This is a genomic window from Streptomyces canus, assembly GCF_030816965.1.
Classification (GTDB): domain Bacteria; phylum Actinomycetota; class Actinomycetes; order Streptomycetales; family Streptomycetaceae; genus Streptomyces; species Streptomyces canus_E.
On sequence record NZ_JAUSYQ010000002.1, the window covers coordinates 4,661,585 to 4,678,305 of the forward strand.

Here is a 16,721-nt window from a genome sequence, read left to right on the forward strand (position 1 = left end):
TCTTACTCAGGTGAGCCACGGCAACCCGTCCGCCAGCACCCCGAAGGCCCGCTCGGCCGCGGCCACGGCATCCCCCCGCACGTCCTCCGAGCGCTCCCCCGCCGAGATCCGCCGCCAGTTCTCCATGGCGAGAATCCGCCGCACGGCGATGATCTGCCCGGCGGCCAGCCGCGCGTCGAGATCCCCGCCGAGTGCCTCGGCGAGCGCGGCCTCCTGCCGCTCCAGGTGCCCGTGGGCACGGGCGACGAGGGCGGGGGTGCCGTAGAGAAGCGAGTGAAAGGCGAGGACATTGGGGTGATCGTTGAGCCCGGTGACGGGGTCGTCCCGCTCCAGCCCTTCGAGGAAGTGCCGCCGCAGGGCGACGAGGGGCGCCTCGTCCGACTGCACCACGACCCGCGCGGCCTCGTCCTCGTGATCGGCGATCCGGTGGAGGACGAGGTCCTCCTTGGCCGGAAAGTACCGGAAGAGGGTGGGCTTGGAGACCTCGGCGGCGGCGGCGATCTCGGCCACGGAGACGGCGTCGAAGCCCTTCTCCAGGAAGAGACGGATGGCGATCTCCGACAGGGTCTCGTACATCCGCTGCTTCTTGCGCTGGCGCAGGCCGAGGTCATTCATGGTCGTGAGCCTACGCACCGGGGCCGGCAGTCAGGACGCCCTGAGCGAGGCGGGCGCCCTCGGCACGACACGCCTGCGCAGCCCCAGAGAGCCCGTGGCGGCGGACAGGGTCATCGCAGTCCGGTCGGGGATGAACATCCGCTGCTTCGCATGCCGCACGAGCGGGTCCAGACAGGCCCGGCTGTCCCTCTCGTTGCGCGACCACTCAGCCGGCGGCGAGGGCAGTGCGTCCTTGCGCACGAGGGCCAATCGCGTGAGGAACCGGGAATTGGGTCACTCGGCCCGTGAGCTGGGATGCCGAACTCGCGAAACACCTCATGTCGCCTCGCAGACCGGCTTCTGGGTCATGCCCCTGAGGGACTCCCGGCCGGCGCCTTCTCCTGATCCACATGCGGGAGCGCAAGCGCGAGGTACGGCTTGGCCGTCGACTTGGACCTGATCCCCAGCGTCGCAGTGGCCGCGGTCAGAGTCATGGCGTATGTGTCCACCGCGCGGCTGACGTTGGGGGCTTCAAGACTGTCCCGGGTCACCAGCCGGTCCAGGTCCACATATGCAGAGCGCACGGTCTCGATCCGGCGGTAGACGCGCCAGTCGAGACGCCAGCCCCTCGTGCAGTCCTCCGGCAGCAGCTGCGACCAGCGGTCGAACATGCGCGTTCGGATCTCGGGGAGGGTCGGCGTCAGGTGCATGTGGCGGACGAGGTCGTACAGAGGGTCGCCCACCATCGCCATCTCCCAGTCGATCAGGGTCAGTCCCGTGCCGTCCTCCCGGCGGATCATGTTCCACGGGTTGAGGTCTCCGTGGAGAAGTACGGCACGTCGAGGGGTCACCACGTGCCGGCGGAGAAGCTGTTCGAGGCGGAAGCTGCTCGTGGGAAGGCCGAGTTGCCCCGCCAGCTGAAGTGTCTCCTTCGGCAGTTCCGACACCATCCGGATCAGTTCGCCGCACAGTTGCTCATGGAACCCCGCGACCGGTGCGTACCTGTCCTCCGCAAGCTTCGCGCAGTCGACCTCTGTGAGGGCGTGGAGCTGGTTCACGAGGTCGTCCGCCTCGTGCGGCAGAAGACCGCTCGCGGGGTGATCGGGATACCGGATCTCACCCTCCGAACCCTCGAAGGAGTGGATGGTGAACTGGTCTCCGAGTTCACTGGTTCCCAACGCCAGTACGCGCGGCGCGCGCACCGCCACGCCCGAGTCCTCGATCGCCCGCAGCACGACGTGCTCGTTCAGGAACCGACGCTCCCGTGAGTTGCCGGCTCCCACCTTGCGCCGCACCATCACCGGGTACGGCACGCCTTCCACCCGCACCGCCGTACTGAGATGTGCCGTCCCCTTGAACACTCGGTCGGCCGAGGCGGCGCCCTCCTCGAAGAGCGCTTCCTGCACGGCCGCCGCCGGGAACTTCGGATGCTCGGGGACCCTGGGATCACGTACCCAGGAGATCGACGAGACCGCACGGTCACGGCTGTGGCGCTTGCCGTGGGAAACGTTCCAGCGGAAAAGAATGCGCTCGATGGCCTTCTCGTCCGGAACGTTCTTCAGCCGAAGGGGCTCCTCGGCCGCTTGCAACGCCCAGTACACCGCCTCGGTCGCGGCGTCCAGGTCCTTCTGGTCGAACGATTCACCCAGAGATGTGGCGGCGCGCATCACGTCCGGGTAGACCGACTGGGCGCGCTCGAAGGCCACATAGTGCCGCAGGTCGCGCTCCAGGCCGTTGACGGCCTTGGGGCGCCTCAGTGCCATCGCCGAGCGCCAAGTGTGGACAGCCTCGTCCCACTGTCCCTTCGGGTAGCCCATGCGCACCAGATGGGTGGCGAGGTCGTGCAGCGGGTCGCCGTACGTGGCAAGTTCCCAGTCGACGCAGATCAGCGGGGGACCCGACTCGTACGACACGATGACGTTGTCGCGGTGCAGGTCCGTGTGGAGGAGGCTGAAAGGGCGGCTGATCATCGCGGGCACGCGCTGCGCGAACCGCACCATGGCGTCCTCGGGGATGCCCAGCATCGCGAACAGTCCGCCGAACCTGGCCCAGTTGCGCTGGCGGACCTGCGTTTCCGTGGCCAGGGCCAGCGTGCGCAGAAAGGCCCGGCTGTCCCGGCTGGACCGGGGCCAGGACTGCGGCAGGGGGGGCAGCTCCTTGCGGCCGACCTGTGTCATGTCCGCCAGCAGTTCGGCGAGGGCCCGGACCAGATGCTGGTCCACGGGCTTGCCGTTGGGGCAGACGCTCGACAGAGGGACGCCGTCGACGTAACTCATGACCGCGATGTCGCCGTACTTCGACAGGCACCGCGGCACATGGGGGAGAACGCCGCCGATCGCCTTGAGGATCTCCGCTTCGTCCTGCCAGGTCCGGATCACCACCGGCAACGCGGAGCGCTGACGCTCACGCACCATGATGAACTTGAGATCCGTCAGCTGATCAAGCCAGGAGGGCGGCGGAACAATGTAGTTCAGGTTGTGGTGACCGCGGGTGAGCCTCCCCGCGGACCTGGCGTGGGAGACCAGCTCACCGAGCGCCTCGCGGGCCGCCCGCCCCGCGAACGCGGCAGCGGGCCCGGATGGACCACCCACGGGCACTCCTGAGCAACTATGCGGCGCCTCCGATTTTCATGCGCAGCACGAGAGGGACCACACTGTAGTGCCCAAGCGACCCCGACGGGGCTTATTCGGGACTGGCTACCCAGATGAAACAGTCTTCACTCCTGGGCGTCACACCGTTCGAGCTATGTAACGAACAGCGACCTCGGTCAAGACGGTTCATAGCGGTGCCAACATGAGTCGAACCAGTCCTGCCAGCTCCGCATGAACACCGATCCGGTCGCGTTGGGGTCACCGTCGTCCTGCACATGCCGTATCAGGGTGGATCCCAGTCCCAGGACATCCCAGGCGTCGATCTCGGTGTCGTCGTCCATCAGGATCCTGCGCTCCACGATCTTGTACGGACCGATCAGCCCTTCGACACCGCGCCGCAGATACAGCTTGTGGGTCGGCACGAGCGGTACCTCGCGCACGGAGACCACCACGTCGGGAACCAGTCCATCCGTCTTGAGGTTGCGCAGGGCGTCGCGCAGGGAGGAGGTGTGCCGTCGGATGATCTCCCGCGTACGTGCCTGGAGGATCCGATCCAGCTCCTCCACGTCGGCGGTGGAGTCCCGCACTCTCGCCCGCGGATACGGCAGTTCGGCCGAATCGGAAGGCAGCAGTATCCGGATCGCGATGCGCTCAGGGGCAGGAATCTGCCCGTTGCGGATTCCATCGGCCTGCACCCGCACCTGGGTGTCAAGGCTCTCCGAGGTGAACGTGAAGACATCCAGCTCCACGACGGACTGAGCGAAAGCGCGGGCGACGAAAGGTCCGAGCGCCACACGGCCAGGAGACACCTTCGGCTGCGTCGTCACATGGATGGGGAGCGTCACTCGAACCTTCGAGCCACTGCCCTGACGGGACTCGATCCAGCCCTCGGTCTTCAGTTCCTCCAGAACGCGCTGGATCGTGTCGCGCGAGACCTCGAACTCCTCGGCGAGAGCCCGCTGCGCGGGCAGGTTGTACCCCGGCCGGTACTCGCCGCCGGAGATACGCGACCGCAGCGTCGCCAGGATGGTGGCTCCCTTGCCGCGTTCTTCGCTCACACCGCGACCGTACCTCCCTCACCGGCCACTCAAACCGCTTTCAGTCCACAGGCAGTCAACCCGGCCCGGCCAACAGCCCAATATTTACAGGCGGGTTAGTCGATCAAGCGGTCAGGGCACAACCAGATTCAAGGCAACCAGTCCAATTGGACCGTTAATTGATCAGCTTCATCAAAGTGGACAGGCGGTGGACGGCATGGTGGACCGGTTACGCGCAGATGGTGCGCCCGGCAGCTCAGGAAAGGCTGCGCAGGACCTCCAGCACCTGCTCCAACGAGCGCACCACGACCTCGGCGCCCGCATCCCTCAGAACTTGCTCCTTGCCCGCATTACGCGCGTAGCCCAGGAACGACACTCCGGCCCGCTGCGCGGCTTCGAGGTCCGTGGCCGCGTCGCCGATCATCAGCGTGGCCGACGGCACGGCGCCCATGGCCTTGATGGCCTCTTCCAGGCAATGCGGGTTCGGTTTCATCAGATCGAGGTTCGCCGTGCGGCCGTAGACGTACGGGAAGCAGCCCACCAGTCCGCGGCTCTCGACGTATGCCGCTGCCGCGAGGCCGGCGTTGTTGGTGGTGATCGCGAACCTGACTCCGCGCGCCGACCACGTCCTGATCAGCGGGTCGGCATGCGGGGTGGGCATCGCCTTCGAGACGGCCTCCAGTTCGCGCCGGGTGAGCCACTCCTCCAGCGCAAGAACCAGATCGCTTCCGCGGTGCCGTTCATGGACACCACGCAGCGCTACGTGTGGATCGTCGCCAGATCGTTCCTGCTCGGTCAGGAGGGCGCCCATGCCCAACCCGTCGATCATGGCGACCAGTTGCCCGGCTATCTCATGCGCCGGATACCCCGCGAACAACCGGCACATCGGCCCGTCCATGTCCCAGAGCACGTACCGAGCGGAGGCGACCAGTGATGCGAGTCGTGCTGTCTCTGCTGTCACCGGTTCAGTGTGCGTCGTCTCAGGAGTCACTAGGAGAGTGTCAGGTCCGTCGTGATGGTTTCCCAGAGGGCGTCGAACCACTTCTGCGATTGCTCCACGAACGCGGCGTCACGTTGCCCGGCGTTCTTGTCGAAGGAGAAGAGGAGCGATTCAGTGCCGAGAACGTCGTACATGTCGAGCATTCCGGCATCCGTGGCCTCCTCCCGGCGCGCCACCATGTAATACGCGATCAACGCCTCCGCCTGGTTGAGCAGGTACAGCTTCACCGGTGGGGTGAACGGCAGGGCACGGAACCTGACCTTGACGTCGATCCCGTGGGAGGAGCGCAGGGAACGGAGATTGTGTCGCAGGACGTGACCCTGGGCGTTGCGCATCTCCAGCCAGCGCTGGTGGACCGGGTTGTCGTCGTCAAGGGCCTCCACCGGGACGGGGAAGGCCAGGTTGATGTCGCGGGAGGGCAGCAGGATGCGGACATCGATGGACTCGGGGTGGATCCGGCCCTCGTGAATGAGGCGGACCGGCTCGCTCAGGGCCACCATCAGGGTCTCCGCGGTCAGGCAAGCCGCGTCGATGCGGACGTGCGGGCTGGAGAAGGCCTCCGTGAGGCGGGGGGCCAGGCCGACCATCGTCGGCTGCGGCTCCCCCGACAGCCCGGGCACCCGTTCCGCGATCCGCGGCGGACTCCCCTTGCTCACATTGCTGAGCAACCCGTCCTCCTGCAGTGCGCGCAGCGCCTGGCGGACCGCGCCCCGTTCCACGCCGAACTCCTCCGCGAGTTCGGCCTGCGTGGGGAGGCGGTCGCCGGCCCTGAGGTCGCCCATGCGGATGCGTTCCCGCAGGGTGTCGGCGATTTCCTGGGGCGAGAGCCTTCTGCTGCCGTTCACTGCCACGTTCTCCTGGGTCACGACCAAACGTTACAACTCCAATCCATCTATCGGGAGTTGTCTGGAAGTTGTTTATCAACCCCCACCAAGTGGGGACAACATAGGCAGAGTTGGTTGCCAACTTGGATGAGTTGGCGGAAGCTTTACCTCCTCGCCCGCCTCGCCCGCCCGCAGTCCGAAGGGGGAACCAACATGCCGGCCCTCGCTCTCCTCTCCGCCGTCTTCGTGGTCGGCGTCGAGCAGACCCTGCAGTGGAAGTACGGCGCCAGCGGCATCATCGGGATGCTCCTGCTCACCATCGGCATCAAGGCCAAGAACCCCGCGATCAGTTCGACCGGGGCCGTGGTGCTCGCTCTGCTGGTCGCGGGGCCCGCCCTGTGACCCGAACGCGCCCGGATACGCCACTGTGGGAGACCTCAGCCCGTGAGCGCCAGCTCCGAACTGATCGTCTCCCACAGTGCGTTGAACCACAGGTGGGACTGCTCCACGAAGGTCGTGTCCCGCAGGCCGGCGCCCTGTTCGAAGGCGAACAGCATCGACTGGGTGCCCTCGGAGTCGTACAGCTCCAGGTGCTCGTGGTCGATCTCCTCCTTGCGGCGCGTCAGCGTGTAGTACGCGAACAGCGCCTCCATGCCGTTGAGGAGGTAGAGCTTCACCGGTGGTGTGAAGGGCAGGGCGCGGAAGGAGACGCGGACGTCGATGTCGTGCGTGGCACGCAGGGCCAGGAGGTTGTGCCGGAGGACCTGGCCCTGCGCGTTGCGCTGGGCCAGCCAGCGCTCGTGGACCGGGTCGTCGTCGCCACGGTCCTCGACCGACACCGGGAAGGCGAGGTCGATGTCCCGGCCCGGCAGCAGGACGCGGACGTCGATCTTGGCCGGATTCAGTCGCCCGGCGTGGATCTGGCGCAACCCCTCGCCGATGGCGAGGTTGAGGGACACCGACGTCAGGCACAAGGCGTCTATCTCGACGTGCGGGGCCGCGAAGGCGGTGGCGATCCGGGGGCCGAGGGCGACCATCGTGGGCTGCGGCACGGCTCCGGGGCCGGTGAGCGCCCCGCTGAGCCCCAGGTCGGGGGCGACGGTCGCCGGGCTTCCCTTGGAGACGTCGGTGAGCAGGTGTTCCGTCTGCAGCAGGTACAGCGCCTGCCGTACGACCCCGCGCTCGACGCCGAACTCGTCGGCCAGCCGCGCCTGTGTGGGCATGCGTTGACCTGCCCGCAGCCTGCCGGACCGGATCCGGGCGCGGAGCTCGTCGGCCACCTCGCGAGGTGACGTGTGTGGCCGCTGCGACCTCTTCCGTCCATTGACGGAGGCGTGTTTCGGGTCCACGACCAAACACTACAACTTCCCGCCATCTTTGGGCAGTTCACCGGAAGGTGGTTATGAGCCGCATCCAAGCGGAGATAAGTACAGAGAAGTTGGTCGCCAACTTGAGCAACCTTGAGAAACATGGTCAAAACTTCACAGGGTTGGCCAACTCGGCGGCCGACAGGGGCCACCGTCCCGAAGGGGGGACCGTCATGCCGTTCATCGCAATCGCCATCGCCGCCCTTGCCGTCGGCTTCGAGGCACTCGTGCAGTGGAAGTGGGGTGCGATGGGCATCGTGGCGTTCGTCGCGCTGACCATCGGCGTCAAGTCCAAGAACGTCGCGATCGGTGGCATCGGAGCGGTCATCCTCGTGATGCTGCTCGCCCAGTCCGGATGACTCCCGCCCGCCGGGCCCAGGATCCGGCTGATCGGGCTCCCTTCCGGAGGGGAGCCGGGAGCCCGGTCGGTCTGCACAGTCACAACTGAACACCGACAACTGAACAGCAGCGCCAGCTGCACACACCGCACAGCCACAACTGAACAGCAACAACGAACAGCCACAACTGAACAGCTCGCTACGGATGCGAGGCAACAGCCCACCGTCCCCGCCAGAAGGGAACGTCAGAACATGTCCGGGCACCAAGGACGCCTGGATGTATGCAGCAGGGCGTCGGCCCCCCGGCCGGCGCCCGCTCGTTCTTCCCGCACTCGCCCGAGCGCCACGAGCCGTGCCACCGACTCGTCACCGAGCCACAGCGTCGCCAACTCCCGTACGTCCAGCGTGAGATCGGCGCTCCGAGTCGTCTCCGTGCAGGTGGCCCCGTCGGGCGAGGCCTCCAGCCGGTACCGGCCGCCGGCCACCCCGGATCCGTCCACGACCTCCAGCACCAGCGCGCCCTCCCCCTCGTACGTCCGCGCCTCCAGGGCCCGTACGACATCCAGGATCCGCACCCACAGCCAGTCCGACTGCATGGTGATCCTGGCCGCCCGGGAATTGGGCAGCAGGAGCGGGAGCAGGTCGTCGGGGGCCCGCCAGCCGCTCTTGACCTGCACGACCCAGTCGATCGAGCACAGGTAGTGCCACAGGGCTCGCTCGGCGGCCGGGGTCGAGGCGATCAGGCTCCGCACGCTCGCCGTGTTCAACGGCTGCATGTCCGCCCACTTGTCGTCCACCTCGTACGCCATCAGCCCCTCCACCGTGCCGTCCGCCGCCCGGTACACGGCGAAGAACGGCTCGGTCCACTTCGGGTCGGGGCGTACGGCCCCCGTCTTGAGCTGCCAGAACCAGTCGTCCCGGCTGATCACCCCCGGCATGGCACGGCGCATCCGGTCGTGCAGTTCCGGCCCGAGCTTGCGTACGTCGCCGGGCTCCACCAGATCGATACGGCCGCCGTCCAGATCCGGGCCACAGGGGTCGAGGCCGGCGCGCGGGACGTCGATCGTCCACTCGGCGGCCGAGGTGGCGGGGCCGAAGCCGTAGCGGCCGTAGATCCGGTGCTCGGCGGCGATCAGCGTCGCCAGGACGTCTCCGCGCTCCTTCGCGGCGGCGAGGTCCTGGCTCATCATGCGGGTCAGCAGCCCGCGCCGGCGGTGGGTGGCGGTCACGGTGACGGCGGTGATCGCGTCGGCGGCCACGTACTCACCACCGACGGCCGTCACCTCCTGCGCGAAGGACCGGAAGGTCGCCACGCAACGGTCCCCGTCGAAGGCCCCGAGCAGCCGCCCCGGCTCGAACTGGCTTCTGCGAGCCTCCAGTTCCGTCTCCGACACCGCCGGCTCCAGCAGGAACCCGGCATGCACGGCACGCAGCCATTCGGGATGCTCGGCCTCGGTGACCGGACGGACGTCTATGTCGGCGGGGGCACTCATGGGGCCACGGTAGGCGGGAGGGGATGAGGTGTCGCCTCGATTTTCTGCCAGGCCCCGTCGCGACGTTTCAGGTCAGCAGATCCGCCACCTGCGCCTCGCCCTCCCGGTACCGCCGCGCGATCTCCCCGCTGCACTCGTCCGCTGTCCGCTGCAACCGCTGCCGCCGTCCGGACACCTGCTGCTCGTACCGCACGAGCCGGCCCATCGCGGTGCTCAGTTCCAGGTCGGTCCGCGCGGAGAGGTCCGACAGCTCGACCTCGGCGAGGGTCTCGGCGGCCAGCAGCCGGTACTCCTCGCTGTGCGGGGTGCCCAGCGTGACGTGGCGGGCCGAGGAGCGGTGGCGGGCCGGGGCGTCGGTGAGGATCTCCGGGAGCCGGTCGACCACCGAGGCCTCGGGGAGGCGTTCGAGCACCGAGTCCGCGCCCGTCGGGGACCGGCGCAGCAGTTCCGCGCGGAGGATGTCGATACGGCCCTGCAGCAGCCGTCGGACATAGCTGAGGTCGGCCTCGTCCCGCTGGGCGTCCCGGCGCAGAGTGCGCAGCTCGGGCAGGCTCAGCGAGGCGAGATCATGTTCGGTCGGATCTGGGGGCAGCGGGTGGCTGTCCGTACGCTGCGCGGGCGGCCGGGCTGTCTCCGGCTCCGCCCTGTGGGCAACGCGGACGGGCCCCAGTTGCCCGGTACTCGGTGTGCTCATGCGCTTCTACCGTCCCCTCGACCGGCGTGTGGAAGCATCGTGCCACCCCAAGTGGCCGCTATGTGACCGAGTGCCCCCGAACGGCCCCAGATGAGGGGTTAAGGATCAAAAATAAACCCGAACACGGGTACTTCCTGCGCGACCGGCATGATGGGCACATGCGTGCAGTGGTGCAGAGGGTGGACGGCGCGAGCGTCGTCGTCGACGGTGAGACGGTCGGGGAGATCAACGGCGAGGGACTGTGCGTCCTCGTCGGGGTCACCCACGAGGACACCAAGGAGAAGGCGGCCCAACTCGCCCGCAAACTCTGGTCGGTGCGCATGCTGCACGACGAGAAGTCGTGCAGCGACATCGACGCCCCGCTGCTCGTGATCAGCCAGTTCACCCTGTACGGCGACGCCCGCAAGGGCCGCCGCCCCACCTGGAACGCCGCCGCCCCCGGCGACATCGCCGAGCCGCTCGTCGACGAGGTCGTCGCCCAGCTCCGCTCCCTGGGAGCGACGGTGGCCACCGGTCGCTTCGGTGCGCGGATGCGGGTGTCCCTGACGAACGACGGCCCGTTCACGGTCCTGCTGGAGATGTGACCCTTCGCGGTGGTCCTACGGCTCCACGACCACTTCCTGGGCCGCGGCCGTCGTGTCGGCGACGAGGCGCGCGTCCAGGGGCACGTTCCGCTTGACCAGGGCGAGCGCCACCGGGCCGAGCTCGTGGTGCCGTACGGACGTGGTCACGAAACCGATCTTGCGGCCGTCGGGCCCCTCGTCCGCGAGCCGGATGTCGGTCCCGGCGGGCGGCAGATGCACCTCGCTGCCGTCCAGGTGCAGGAAGACCAGGCGCCGCGGGGGCTTGCCCAGGTTCTGCACCCGGGCGACGGTCTCCTGGCCCCGGTAGCAGCCCTTCTGGAGGTGCACCGCGGTGCCGATCCAGCCGAGCTCGTGCGGGATGGTGCGGTGGTCGGTCTCGAAACCGAGGCGTGGGCGGTGGTGCTCGACCCGCAGCGCCTCGTAGGCGAGCAGGCCGATCGCGGGTCCGGACTTCTCGGCGTACGACTCCAGGTCGGCGCGCGGCAGGAAGAGATCACGGCCGTACGGCGTCTCGCGTACGACGACCCCCTCCGGCACCTCGGCGATGGAACCGGCGGGAAGGTGGACGACGGCGAACTCGTCCGTGCGGTCGGCGACGTCGACCCGGTTGAAGAACTTCATCGACTCCAGGTAGGCGATCAGTGCCCCCTGGGTGCCGGGTTCGACGTGCGCCCAGACGGTCGTGCCGTCGTCGACGAGATACAGGGCGTGCTCGATGTGTCCGTGCGCGGAGAGGATGAGCGCCTCGGTGGCCTGGCCGGTCGGGAGGTCGCTGACATGCTGGGTGAGCAGCAGGTGCAGCCAGCTGAGGCGGTCGTCGCCGGTGACGGACACGACCCCGCGGTGCGAGAGGTCGACGAATCCGGCGCCTTCGGCGAGGGCGCGCTGCTCGCGGAACAGGTCGCCGTAGTGCGCGGCAACGCCTTCGTCCACGCCCTCGGCGGGGACGGCACCGGGCAGGGACAGCAGAGGGCTCTTCATATGACTAAGCCTACGACTCGGTAGTTGAAGCCTTGAGAGAACAGTCCTTGCAGCGGCCGAAGATCGCGAAGTGCTTCATGTCGGTCTCGAAGCCGAACTCCTGCCGGAGCTTCGCGGTGAAGTCGGCGGCCACCTTGATGTCGGCCTCGATGACGTTCTGGCAGTCGCGGCAGACCAGGTGGATGTGGTGGTGGCGGTCGGCGAGGTGATACGTCGGCGCCCCGTGCCCGAGATGGGCGTGGCTGACCAGACCGAGCTCCTCCAGGAGCTCCAGGGTCCGGTAGACCGTGGAAATGTTGACCCCCGACGCCGTCTTCTTCACTTCCGTGAGGATGTCGTCGGGGGTCGCGTGCTCCAGGGTGTCCACAGCTTCGAGGACAAGCTGGCGCTGCGGGGTCAGCCGGTAGCCGCGCTGCCTGAGGTCGCTCTTCCAATCGGTGCTCACCACACCGGAAAGTCTAGGACCCACTCGGCGGAAGGCTTACTTGAAGAAGGCGATCCCGTCGTCCGGAAGGTCGTCGGGCAGGGCCTTGGCCCAGCGCTCGACCTCCTCCGGGGTGACGACCTTCTTCAGGTGGGCCGACATGTAGGGGCGCAGCTCGACCTCGGGGGTCTGCTTCTCGCCGACCCACATGAGGTCGCTCTTGACGTAGCCGTACAGGCGCTTGCCACCGCTGTACGGCCCCGAGGCGGCCGTACGCGCGACGGCATCGGTCACCAGGTCGATCTGCGGCTTCTGGTCGGCCATCTCGCCGTACCAGATCTCGACGACGCCGTCGTCGCGGACCATCGTCACCTCGACCTTGCGGTCGGCGTCGATGCGCCAGAAGCCGTGCTCGGACTCCAGCGGGCGGACCTTGTTGCCGTCGTTGTCCAGCACCCAGGTGTGGGACTCGTACTCCAGGAAGTCCCGGCCGTCATGGCCGAAGGTCACCTCCTGGCCGAAGTTGCACTTCTCCGAGCCCGGGAAGTCGTACACGCCCGCGCCCGCCCAGTTGCCGAGCAGGAAGGCGAGCGGGACGAGGTCCTTGTGGAGGTCGGACGGGATCTCGATCATGAGTGGCGGTTCCTAGCGGGGGGTCAGCGCTGGCCCTGGTACAGCTTCTTCACGGTCAGCCCGGCGAAGGCGAGAACGCCGACGCAGACCAGGACCAGCAGGGCTTCGAAGAAGATATCCACGGGGTGCTCCTCGGATGAGCGTGGTGCGGTGCATGTACACGGGCCGGGCCCCAGCTTACGCGGCCGGGGCCCGGGGGTCCGTAGAGGTCTCCTCAGCCGAGGAGCTGGGATTGGAGGGTCACGGTCTGCTGGAAGGGGACGGGGTTCGCGGCGCCCTTGCGGGACTGGACGACCAGGGCCAGTACGTCGCCGGAGGACAGGTAGGCGTGCCGGGTCTGTTCGCTGCCGTACGGCTTGGACTCGATGTAGACGGAAGCGGTGATGTCCTGGATCCGGGCCGCGCTCGGGAAGTGCTCGTCGGAGACGGACGTGGCGGCGTCGCGCAGTTCGTAGCCGGGGCTGCCGTACGGGGCGATGTCCTTGCCGAACAGGTCGTCCACGACGGCCGCGGTGTCGAACTGGAGCAGGTAGATCCGGGTGTGCGTACCGTCCGGGGTGGTCCAGCCGCGGGCCGCTATGTGCCGCAGACCGTTGTCGGAGAGCTTGTCCCCCAGTTCCTCGCGGTCCTCCTTCTCGCCGTACTCCGCGAGGAGGTCCTTCGCCGCGAGCCAGCCGTCCGTGCCGCGCAGCGCCTTGTCCTCGGTCGCTCCCTTCGGTGCGGGCAGCACCAGGGACCGCAGATCGGCGTAGTGACTGCCGGCCTTGTTCTCCGTGGCGAACGGTCCCGGCTTTCCGGAGGGCAACGGCGCCTTCGTCAGCGTCGGATACACCCACCGCCCGTCCGCCCTCGTCGCCAGTCCCGGCAGGTCCGTCCGCTCCATCCCCGAGATCCCGTACGCGGTACCGGCTCCGATCACCGCGAAGGTGAGCACCGCGGCGGTCCAGCGCAGGGTCGCCCGCAGGACACGGCGGTCCTTCGGGACGGAGGCGGGTGCGGGCTCCGGTGCGGAGAGGGGCGCGGTGCCGGGCACGTCGAGTACGGCCACCGCTTCGGGCGCCGGCTCGGACGAGGGGGCGTGGGACGACGGCGCGTCGGGACGCGGCGACGGCACGAGGTCCGGCTTTTCTTCCGTCTGGTCGGTCATACCGACTCCCCCGGCTCCGCGATCCGGTCGAGCTGCTCACGCAGGAGCATCGAGATCCCCCTCTGCTGCATGGGCCTGGCGCTGTCGGCGGTGAAGTCGACCAGGACGTTTCCCTGGAGGGCGAAGCAGAACATCGAGTCCAGCTTGGTGTCGGCGTCCTTGGGCGTCAGGAAACAGCGCGCGTCCTTGTGACCCTCGATCCGAGGCCCGTCGCGCAGGACGTCGCCGAGCGCGTCGAGGAAGTCGTTCTGGAACTCCGTGATCCCGCGCGCGGCCGCCTTGTTGTCCAGCTGCCTCAGCTCGATGGTGACCGTGGAGGCCTTGTCCGTGTAGACGGAGGAGAGCTGGTCGGTGCTGACGTAACTGCGCATCGCGATGCCCGTGAGGCGCTGCTTGTCGATCTGCTTCTCCAGCGCCTTGCGCTGGGTCCGGGGCAGCCCGCTCAGCGACTCCTTGCTCAGGGCGGTGGCCTCGGCCCCGCTGAGCTGGGCCTCGTAGCCGTACTCCCCGATGTCGGGCCCACGGCTCCACCCGTCGGCGCCGTACGGCACGAGCATCCCCGCGAGCCCCTTCACGGGCGCCGCCGTCGCCTTGGCGGACCCGCCCTTCGGGAACTTCCACACGGGAGCACCCGCGTCACGGTCGGCACCGTCGACGGTGACCACGGTGCAGCCCACCCCGACGACGACGGCGGCGACCAGCACCACGGACCCGACGACTGCGGCGACGCGGCCACGGCGAACGGGCTTCGCGGCAGGCGCCCCCGGCTCGACGGGCTCGACGGAGGCGGTGAGCTCGGCGGGGCCGACCTCACCCACCTGCTGGTTCTCGCTCTCGCTCACAGCTTCTTCACCTGCCGCTCGGCCAGATCCATGATCTTCGCCTTCGATATGGGCTTGGTGTCCCAGACGAAGATCTTCATGAGGATGTCCCCACGCCAGGCGACGGCCGCGGCGTTGTACTGCGGCAGATAACCGGGCTCGGTGTCCGGCCTCGTGTGGACGTACGCCGTGGCGTTCCCGCTGCCCGGCACCGACCAGCTGTCGGTTCCGGCCTTGGAGTCCTCGTAGTAGTTCTCGCCGTCGGCCGCGTCGGAGGCCTCCGGCGCCTCCTCCTGCCTGTACTGCACGAGGCGGATCTCGACGCCGTAGGTGCTGCCGACCCGCCAGCCGGTGTCCGCCGCGCGGCGGAACTCCTTGGAGACGAGGTCGCCGAACGCCCCGCCCGGCTTGTCGGCCGTCTCCGCGACTTCGGCCAGCGTCAACCAGCGGTCGTCACTGACCCAGTCGCCGGTCTTCGCCCCGGCCGGCTTCTTCAGCAGCAGCTTGCGCAGGTCGCCGTCGGTCTTCACGCGGCGGTCCTGGGAGGCGGGCAGCGGCTCGGGCGCCGGGCCCTTGGCCTGTGCCAGCGCCGGCTGGGAGAGCGAGGCCAGCTTCGTCGGCTCGCGGTCGGTCTGGATCAGGTATCCCGTGCACGTCCCGGCGACGACACCGAGTACGGCCGCAGCGACGATCAGCAGTGTCGTACGGCCCCGGCGACGCGCACGGGGTCTCTCTTCGGGTATCTCGGGCTCTTCGGGCACTTCGAGTACTTCCAACGCGTTCCCCACAAGACGTGAAGCGCGCATTCCGTATGCACGCTCCACAGGAGACTGCTGGTCAACACCCAGGGTTGTACGCCGACTTGATCACGATCCGGACACGTGGGCAACGTCCCGGCACGCGCCGCCGTCCGGGTTGCGTCGCGACGACGTGACCGCCGTACGCACTACGCTGCCGGCATGGCGAAGAAGCTCGTGATCAAGGTGACCGCCGGGGCCGATGCCCCCGAGCGCTGTTCGCAGGCGTTCACCGTGGCGGCGGTGGCCGTGGCCAGTGGGGTGGACGTCTCGCTGTGGCTGACCGGGGAGTCGGCGTGGTTCGCGCTGCCGGGGCGGGCCGCCGAGTTCGAGCTGCCGCACGCGGCCCCGCTGCCCGACCTGCTGGACTCGATCCTCGCGGGCGGACGGCTCACCCTGTGCACGCAGTGCGCGGCCCGCCGGGACATCACGGAGAAGGACGTCATCGAGGGCGTACGGATCGCGGGGGCACAGGTGTTCGTCCAGGAGGCGCTCGCCGAGGAGACGCAGGCGCTCGTCTACTGAGCGGACACCGAGCGGGACCGCGGCCTGTCACAGGTGATCGACAAATTGCCGGGCGTCTTACCCGGCGGGGTTAGTCTCACGCTGGACGGCCACCCGTCCGTCGACAAGACCGCCGCCCCGGGGGGACCCACCGCATGCGCGCCCTGCGAATACTTCTGATCACCGCCGTGATTCTCGGCGGGCTGTTCGTCGCCGCCGATCGTCTGGCGGTCCACTTCGCGGAGGGCGAGGTCGCGGACCGGCTGAAGACGCAGGAGGGGCTGACCACGACGCCGAGCGTGGACATCAAGGGGTTCCCGTTCCTGACCCAGGTGGCCGGCGGTGAGCTCGACGACGTCGAGGTCGGGATGAAGGACTACGACGCGGACACCGGGACCAGCGGCGGCACGATCCGCATCGACGACCTGAACGCCGCCATGAAGGGCGTCGCGTTCTCCGGCGACTACAGCTCCGCCACCGCCTCCACCGCCGCCGGCACGGCGGCGATCGCCTACGACCAGCTGCTGAAGGCGGCCAGGTCGGAGGAGACCCAGCTCCCGCTGGGCGTCACCGCCAAGGTCGTCGGTCTCTCCGACGGCGGCAACGGCAAGATCAAGGTCGACATCAAGGTCAGCGCCCTGGAGCAGCCCGTCTCCGTGCTCAGCACCGTCAGCGTCGTGGACGGGGACACCGTACGGGTGCACGCCGACTCGATCCCGAGCTTCGGCAACATCACCCTCGCCGACTCCGACGTCCGTTCGATCGCCGACTTCGACCAGAAGATCGAGGGCCTGCCGGGCGGTATCAAGCTCGACAAGGTCGAAGCGGGTGCGGACGGTGTGGAGATCGCCGTGAAGGGTTCGGACGTCAAGCTCGCCGGGTAGGACGAGCG

At 68.4% G+C, this 16,721-nt stretch carries 20 protein-coding genes; 5 read left to right on the forward strand and 15 right to left on the reverse strand.

The annotated features are described in order from the left end of the window. Positions 1-6: 6 nt before the first annotated feature. The 6 genes from QF027_RS22325 to QF027_RS22350 form a co-directional block, all read right to left on the reverse strand. On the reverse strand, positions 7-615 hold the full coding sequence (locus QF027_RS22325) for a TetR family transcriptional regulator (protein WP_306979488.1): 609 nt from the start codon (positions 613-615) through the stop codon (positions 7-9). A 30-nt stretch (positions 616-645) separates the two neighbouring features. After that, positions 646-855: a hypothetical protein gene (locus tag QF027_RS22330; RefSeq protein WP_307076558.1), complete on the reverse strand. Its 210-nt coding sequence runs from the start codon at positions 853-855 to the stop codon at positions 646-648. Between the two features lie 104 nt (positions 856-959). After that, positions 960-3,185 carry an aminoglycoside phosphotransferase family protein gene (locus tag QF027_RS22335; protein WP_307076560.1) on the reverse strand — a complete coding sequence of 742 codons (2,226 nt, stop codon included), beginning with the start codon at positions 3,183-3,185 and terminating at the stop codon, positions 960-962. 176 nt (positions 3,186-3,361) lie between these two features. Beyond that, positions 3,362-4,243: a GntR family transcriptional regulator gene (locus QF027_RS22340; protein WP_306979486.1), complete on the reverse strand. Its 882-nt coding sequence runs from the start codon at positions 4,241-4,243 to the stop codon at positions 3,362-3,364. Positions 4,244-4,478: 235 nt separating this feature from the next. Further along, on the reverse strand, positions 4,479-5,264 hold the full coding sequence (locus QF027_RS22345) for an HAD family hydrolase (RefSeq protein WP_306979484.1): 786 nt from the start codon (positions 5,262-5,264) through the stop codon (positions 4,479-4,481). After that, on the reverse strand, positions 5,213-6,094 hold the full coding sequence (locus tag QF027_RS22350; protein WP_307076561.1) for a winged helix-turn-helix domain-containing protein: 882 nt from the start codon (positions 6,092-6,094) through the stop codon (positions 5,213-5,215). The genes QF027_RS22345 and QF027_RS22350 overlap by 52 nt, the downstream gene beginning before the upstream one ends. 165 nt (positions 6,095-6,259) lie before the next feature. On the opposite strand from QF027_RS22350, the gene QF027_RS22355 reads away from it, so the two are divergent. Then, positions 6,260-6,448, forward strand: coding sequence for a hypothetical protein (locus tag QF027_RS22355; protein ID WP_053851924.1), 189 nt, complete (start codon positions 6,260-6,262; stop codon positions 6,446-6,448). Between the two features lie 35 nt (positions 6,449-6,483). Here QF027_RS22355 and QF027_RS22360 read toward each other — a convergent pair whose 3' ends face one another. Further along, the gene (locus QF027_RS22360) at positions 6,484-7,401 is read right to left on the reverse strand and encodes a winged helix-turn-helix domain-containing protein (RefSeq protein ID WP_307076563.1); all 918 of its coding nucleotides are present in this window, start codon (positions 7,399-7,401) and stop codon (positions 6,484-6,486) included. 185 nt (positions 7,402-7,586) lie between these two features. On the opposite strand from QF027_RS22360, the gene QF027_RS22365 reads away from it, so the two are divergent. Next, a complete protein-coding gene (locus QF027_RS22365) occupies positions 7,587-7,772 on the forward strand; it encodes a hypothetical protein (protein ID WP_307076565.1) in 186 nt (61 codons plus the stop codon). Positions 7,773-7,996: 224 nt separating this feature from the next. On the opposite strand, the gene QF027_RS22370 is transcribed toward QF027_RS22365, so the two are convergent. After that, entirely contained in the window at positions 7,997-9,244 is a 1,248-nt protein-coding gene (locus tag QF027_RS22370; RefSeq protein WP_307076567.1) for a GNAT family N-acetyltransferase, read from the reverse strand. A gap of 67 nt (positions 9,245-9,311) precedes the next feature. Beyond that, positions 9,312-9,938 carry an RsiG family protein gene (locus QF027_RS22375; protein ID WP_306979474.1) on the reverse strand — a complete coding sequence of 209 codons (627 nt, stop codon included), beginning with the start codon at positions 9,936-9,938 and terminating at the stop codon, positions 9,312-9,314. Between the two features lie 158 nt (positions 9,939-10,096). Here QF027_RS22375 and dtd point away from each other — a divergent pair, with 158 nt between their 5' ends. Beyond that, on the forward strand, positions 10,097-10,522 hold the full coding sequence (gene dtd, locus QF027_RS22380; RefSeq protein ID WP_306979473.1) for a D-aminoacyl-tRNA deacylase: 426 nt from the start codon (positions 10,097-10,099) through the stop codon (positions 10,520-10,522). Positions 10,523-10,537: 15 nt separating this feature from the next. Here the strand turns inward: dtd and ygfZ are convergent, their stop codons facing one another. From ygfZ to QF027_RS22410, 6 genes are all read right to left on the reverse strand, one after another. Then, positions 10,538-11,503 carry a CAF17-like 4Fe-4S cluster assembly/insertion protein YgfZ gene (gene ygfZ, locus QF027_RS22385; protein WP_306979472.1) on the reverse strand — a complete coding sequence of 322 codons (966 nt, stop codon included), beginning with the start codon at positions 11,501-11,503 and terminating at the stop codon, positions 10,538-10,540. 10 nt (positions 11,504-11,513) lie between these two features. Then, positions 11,514-11,951 carry a Fur family transcriptional regulator gene (locus QF027_RS22390; protein ID WP_057608747.1) on the reverse strand — a complete coding sequence of 146 codons (438 nt, stop codon included), beginning with the start codon at positions 11,949-11,951 and terminating at the stop codon, positions 11,514-11,516. 33 nt (positions 11,952-11,984) lie between these two features. Next, complete coding sequence (locus QF027_RS22395) at positions 11,985-12,560, reverse strand: FABP family protein (RefSeq protein ID WP_306979469.1); 576 nt, start codon at positions 12,558-12,560, stop codon at positions 11,985-11,987. Positions 12,561-12,774: 214 nt separating this feature from the next. Then, complete coding sequence (locus QF027_RS22400; protein ID WP_307076569.1) at positions 12,775-13,707, reverse strand: hypothetical protein; 933 nt, start codon at positions 13,705-13,707, stop codon at positions 12,775-12,777. Beyond that, positions 13,704-14,549: a hypothetical protein gene (locus tag QF027_RS22405; RefSeq protein WP_307076572.1), complete on the reverse strand. Its 846-nt coding sequence runs from the start codon at positions 14,547-14,549 to the stop codon at positions 13,704-13,706. Before QF027_RS22405 ends, QF027_RS22400 begins: the two co-directional genes overlap by 4 nt. Beyond that, positions 14,546-15,304 (reverse strand): hypothetical protein, encoded by a 759-nt coding sequence (locus QF027_RS22410; RefSeq protein WP_307076574.1) that lies wholly within the window; start codon positions 15,302-15,304, stop codon positions 14,546-14,548. Before QF027_RS22410 ends, QF027_RS22405 begins: the two co-directional genes overlap by 4 nt. 183 nt (positions 15,305-15,487) lie before the next feature. Here QF027_RS22410 and QF027_RS22415 point away from each other — a divergent pair, with 183 nt between their 5' ends. Together QF027_RS22415 and QF027_RS22420 are read left to right on the forward strand one after the other, a co-directional pair. Further along, positions 15,488-15,850 (forward strand): DsrE family protein, encoded by a 363-nt coding sequence (locus QF027_RS22415; RefSeq protein ID WP_037711040.1) that lies wholly within the window; start codon positions 15,488-15,490, stop codon positions 15,848-15,850. Between the two features lie 134 nt (positions 15,851-15,984). After that, positions 15,985-16,713 (forward strand): LmeA family phospholipid-binding protein, encoded by a 729-nt coding sequence (locus tag QF027_RS22420; RefSeq protein WP_307076576.1) that lies wholly within the window; start codon positions 15,985-15,987, stop codon positions 16,711-16,713. Positions 16,714-16,721 lie beyond the last annotated feature (8 nt).

Bases quoted from the DNA above. Each gene is read 5' to 3' on its own strand.
- QF027_RS22395 (WP_306979469.1), bottom strand. From the start codon at position 12,560: ATGATCGAGATCCCGTCCGACCTCCACAAGGACCTCGTCCCGCTCGCC.
- QF027_RS22420 (WP_307076576.1), top strand. From the start codon at position 15,985: ATGCGCGCCCTGCGAATACTTCTGATCACCGCCGTGATTCTCGGCGGG.
- QF027_RS22415 (WP_037711040.1), top strand. From the start codon at position 15,488: ATGGCGAAGAAGCTCGTGATCAAGGTGACCGCCGGGGCCGATGCCCCC.
- QF027_RS22325 (WP_306979488.1), bottom strand. From the start codon at position 615: ATGAATGACCTCGGCCTGCGCCAGCGCAAGAAGCAGCGGATGTACGAG.
- QF027_RS22370 (WP_307076567.1), bottom strand. From the start codon at position 9,244: ATGAGTGCCCCCGCCGACATAGACGTCCGTCCGGTCACCGAGGCCGAG.
- QF027_RS22375 (WP_306979474.1), bottom strand. From the start codon at position 9,938: ATGAGCACACCGAGTACCGGGCAACTGGGGCCCGTCCGCGTTGCCCAC.
- QF027_RS22355 (WP_053851924.1), top strand. From the start codon at position 6,260: ATGCCGGCCCTCGCTCTCCTCTCCGCCGTCTTCGTGGTCGGCGTCGAG.
- QF027_RS22365 (WP_307076565.1), top strand. From the start codon at position 7,587: ATGCCGTTCATCGCAATCGCCATCGCCGCCCTTGCCGTCGGCTTCGAG.
- dtd (WP_306979473.1), top strand. From the start codon at position 10,097: ATGCGTGCAGTGGTGCAGAGGGTGGACGGCGCGAGCGTCGTCGTCGAC.
- QF027_RS22400 (WP_307076569.1), bottom strand. From the start codon at position 13,707: ATGACCGACCAGACGGAAGAAAAGCCGGACCTCGTGCCGTCGCCGCGT.
- ygfZ (WP_306979472.1), bottom strand. From the start codon at position 11,503: ATGAAGAGCCCTCTGCTGTCCCTGCCCGGTGCCGTCCCCGCCGAGGGC.